The sequence below is a fragment of the Pollutimonas subterranea genome (assembly GCF_002849655.1).
GTDB classification, from domain to species: Bacteria; Pseudomonadota; Gammaproteobacteria; order Burkholderiales; family Burkholderiaceae_B; genus Pollutimonas; species Pollutimonas subterranea.
In genome coordinates, this window is record NZ_PDNW01000053.1 from 1 (window position 1) to 1,585 (window position 1,585).

The window sequence follows — 1,585 nt, forward strand, 5'->3', positions numbered from 1 at the left end:
TAGCCCGGAAATTTCATTATTGTTGTAGAAACGGGTAGGCAATCCCGTGCCAAAGGCTTATGGTTACTGGTATTCGACGCCACAACCAAACGGGATTGCCTATGCCAAATCGTACCACTGAACATCTGGACTTTGGGCGTCTTGGGCGACGCTATTTACAGGCCAATTTCGAGGGCGGCGACCTGAGTTCCGACGGTGGGCTGATGCTGCTACGCCAGATTGATGCGCGCACCGGGTTGTCGCGTCTGGCGGCCAAGGCCCTGACCGAGCGCCGGGCTGCCGGGCGCATCCGTCATCGCCTGCGCGACGTGCTAGCTCAGCGCCTGTATGGGCTGTGCTGCGGCTACGAAGATCTGAACGATCACGACGCGCTACGCGCCGACCTGCTGATGCAAACGGCGGTGGGGCGTGATCAGCCTCTGGCGAGCTCGCCCACGCTGTGCCGCCTGGAGACGGGCGCCACACGTGCCGATGCATGGGCGCTGCATCAGGTGCTGGTCGAGCATTTTATTTCCAGCTTCGCGGCGCCGCCCAAGGAGCTGATTCTGGATGTGGATGCCTCGGACGTGCCGCTGCATGGCGAGCAAGAACTCAAGCAGTTCCACGGCTACTACGACCATCACTGCTACCTGCCGCTGTACGTGTTCTGTGGCCAGTCGATGCTGGCCTGCCTGCTGCGGCCCAGCCGCATCGATGGGGCGCGCCACGCGGCGGCGGTGCTGCGTTTGTTGGTGAACCGGCTGCGACAGGCTTGGCCCGATGTGCGCATCATCATCCGGGGCGACTCCGGGTTCTGCCGCCAACGGCTGATCCGCTGGTGCGAGCGCGCCGGTGTGCAATACATCATCGGTCTGGCGCGAAATACCCGCCTTCAGGCGCGTGTGCAGCCGGCCGAGGCGATGCTTAAGCGCGACCACGAGCGCACCGGTTGCAAGCAACGCCTGGTGAGCGAATTCTCCTACGCGGCCGGCTCCTGGGACCGGCCCCGGCGCGTGGTGACCCGTCTGGAATACGGCAGCCAGGGGATCAACCCGCGTTTCATCGTCACCAACATCGTCGGCTCGGACGCCGGCACGCTCTACGATGGGTTGTACTGCGCCCGCGGCGAAGCCGAGAACCGCATCAAGGAAGCCCAGCTCGATCTGTTTGGCGCCCGCGCGAGCTGCCATCGGTTCGCGGCCAACCAGTTTCGGTTGCTGCTGGCGGCCCTGGCCTATACGCTGATGCAGCGCCTGCGTGAGGTGGCATTGCGCGGCACCGAGCTTGAGCGCGCCAGTGCCGCCACCATCCGGGTGCGCCTCTTGAAAATCGGCGCGGCCATTGTGCGCAATACCCGCCGGGTTCGCATACTGCTGGCCTCGCATCATCCTTTGCGCCACGTCTTCGCACACGCGGCGCGCGCCATGGGCCCGTAACACTGAAAAAGTGCTGTCCCCGGCACGCTATAAAGCAATGGGGGTAGGGGAAATTGCGTCCGCAGCGCTGAAAATCTCCTCCAACGCCGCCCCCAAGCAGACCGGCGCAGCACTCGGTCAGATCAAGGCGCAAAAATCACTCCCGCAAGCCTCATGGTGAAAAGTCCGGG

Annotated in this window: 1 protein-coding gene; it reads left to right on the forward strand. The window is 63.8% G+C overall.

What is annotated here, in order from left to right:
* The first annotated feature begins 101 nt into the window (after positions 1–101).
* Entirely contained in the window at positions 102–1,415 is a 1,314-nt protein-coding gene (locus CR159_RS21285) for an IS1380 family transposase (protein ID WP_102075938.1), read from the forward strand.
* Positions 1,416–1,585: the final 170 nt, after the last annotated feature.

Excerpts from the sequence above, each read along its gene's own strand:
- CR159_RS21285 (WP_102075938.1), top strand. The coding sequence starts at position 102 with ATGCCAAATCGTACCACTGAACATCTGGACTTTGGGCGTCTTGGGCGA.